Below are 1,845 nucleotides of genomic sequence, written 5' to 3'. Positions count from 1 at the left end.
TTGGGTTCACACAACCTACTCCTGTTGGGTTCACACAACCTACTCCTGTTGGGTTGCACACAACCTACCCTCTGTTGGGTTGCACCCAACCTACTCCTGTTGGGTTGCACACAACCTACCCCTGTTGGGTTGCACACAACCTACCCCTGTTGGGTTCACACAACCTACCCCTGTTAGGTTGCACACAACCTACTCTCTGTTGGGTTGCACACAACCTACCCTCTGTTGGGTGTGGTACATAATACCAATTTATTAAAATTTATTCCCGTCCCACATTCGCATCAAATACAATCTCCGTTTCTGCACCCCAATTAATATCGTAAATACCCTGACGAACATACCTTAAAAAACTTGAATACTGCCAATCCTTTGGGGCTTTGACTAAACCATGCTTAACCGGGTTATAATGAATGTATTCAACATGATTAATAAAATCGGTTTCATCCACAATGCAATGTTCCCAAAAACGACGTTGCCAAATCGCTTTCTCCTGTTTCTGTTGTTTAGATGCCGAAATTTGACCGTGATATTGTCGATCGCATTTTTGGGTAAAATAGTTTTTCACCAAACGCCACCGATTAGAAAAATCGCGATCGCCTTCTGGTAAAGTCCATACGCAGTGTATATGGTTCGGTAAGATAACGCAGGCATTTATATCGAAAGGATATTCCGCCATCACTTCTCGGACAGCCTGCCTTAATAATAAGATATTTTCGGGAAAGCACAAAAACTCTCGTCTCCTGTCTGTTACCACAGTGAAAAAGTATGTGCCACCTTCTATTTTAGCTCTTCGATATTTCATAATTTTAGTGGGTGCGTGCATGGGTTACAGCCTGTTCAGAAATCATCTGATAACCTCTCAAAGTCCCTCTCCCTCTCTGGGATCCAGATTTAGGGTGAGGGCAATGTATTAAGCTACTGGTGAACAAGCTGTAACTGACGGCTTGGGTTCGACTCTCCTTCCACACAAATACAAACCCTATTTGTTGGGTTACGCTGCCCTTCACCTAACCTACTCTACTACACAGAGGGGCTTTGTTGGGCCCGGCTGCGCTTCACCCAACCTACTCCTTTGTTGGGTTGCACCCAACCTACAACTTCACCCAACCTACTCCTTTGTTGGGTTGCACCCAACCTACAGCTTCACCCAACCTACTCCTTTGTTGGGTTGCACCCAACCTACAGGGGGACGGAGACAAAAAAAAGAGGGAACAGAGCCCTCTGTGAGTCATCAAATAAATCCGTGAAACTGTGCGGAGGCAGTTTAACCCTAAAAAGATTTGGGTAACTGCCATCAGATCCACTTTAGTAAGCCAGACCCATACTGCGGGTGGTTTCAGCACCCAGGTAAACCCGAACACTGAGGAAGTCAGTAGGACAAGCAGTCTCACACCGCTTACAACCGATGCAGTCTTCGGTACGGGGAGAGGAAGCAATCTGACCAGCTTTACAGCCGTCCCAGGGAACCATCTCTAGGACATCCAGGGGACAAGCACGAACGCACTGGGTGCAACCAATACAGGTATCGTAAATTTTGACGGAATGAGACATTGAATTAAGTTCTCCCAAAGATATCAGGTTTTGACCGTATCTACATACACATGCAGATTAAACGGTTTGCTCAAAGCAGGATTATCGTATATCTTCGATCACTTTAGCTTAGTGTTTGCCTTTCAGGATACACAAGGCGACAAAACTTTAAACTCTGTAATATTTTGCGGACCTAACAGGGAACCGCCAACTTGCTGAATTTCTGATACATTTACGCGACATTTATCCGGCTATTGCCGGACAATGCGACGATAGCACTATTACCCGTTAAGGTAACAGAGGCGGTATCCCGCA

2 protein-coding genes are annotated in these 1,845 nt (G+C 45.6%); both read right to left on the bottom strand.

What is annotated here, in order from left to right:
* Nucleotides 1–259 precede the first annotated feature (259 nt).
* Nucleotides 260–802 (bottom strand): REP-associated tyrosine transposase, encoded by a 543-nt coding sequence (locus P5683_RS24435; RefSeq protein ID WP_035759917.1) that lies wholly within the window; start codon nucleotides 800–802, stop codon nucleotides 260–262.
* A 503-nt stretch (nucleotides 803–1,305) separates the two neighbouring features.
* Entirely contained in the window at nucleotides 1,306–1,551 is a 246-nt protein-coding gene (psaC, locus tag P5683_RS24430; RefSeq protein ID WP_006616272.1) for a photosystem I iron-sulfur center protein PsaC, read from the bottom strand.
* Nucleotides 1,552–1,845: the final 294 nt, after the last annotated feature.

Source organism: Limnospira sp. PMC 1279.21, from assembly GCF_032349615.1.
GTDB classification, from domain to species: domain Bacteria; phylum Cyanobacteriota; class Cyanobacteriia; order Cyanobacteriales; family Microcoleaceae; genus Limnospira; species Limnospira fusiformis.
The sequence above is the reverse complement of the archived record's forward strand: the minus strand, read 5'-3'. Positions and strand labels throughout refer to the sequence as shown.

Excerpts from the sequence above, each read along its gene's own strand:
- P5683_RS24435 (WP_035759917.1), bottom strand. The coding sequence starts at position 802 with ATGAAATATCGAAGAGCTAAAATAGAAGGTGGCACATACTTTTTCACT.
- psaC (WP_006616272.1), bottom strand. The coding sequence starts at position 1,551 with ATGTCTCATTCCGTCAAAATTTACGATACCTGTATTGGTTGCACCCAG.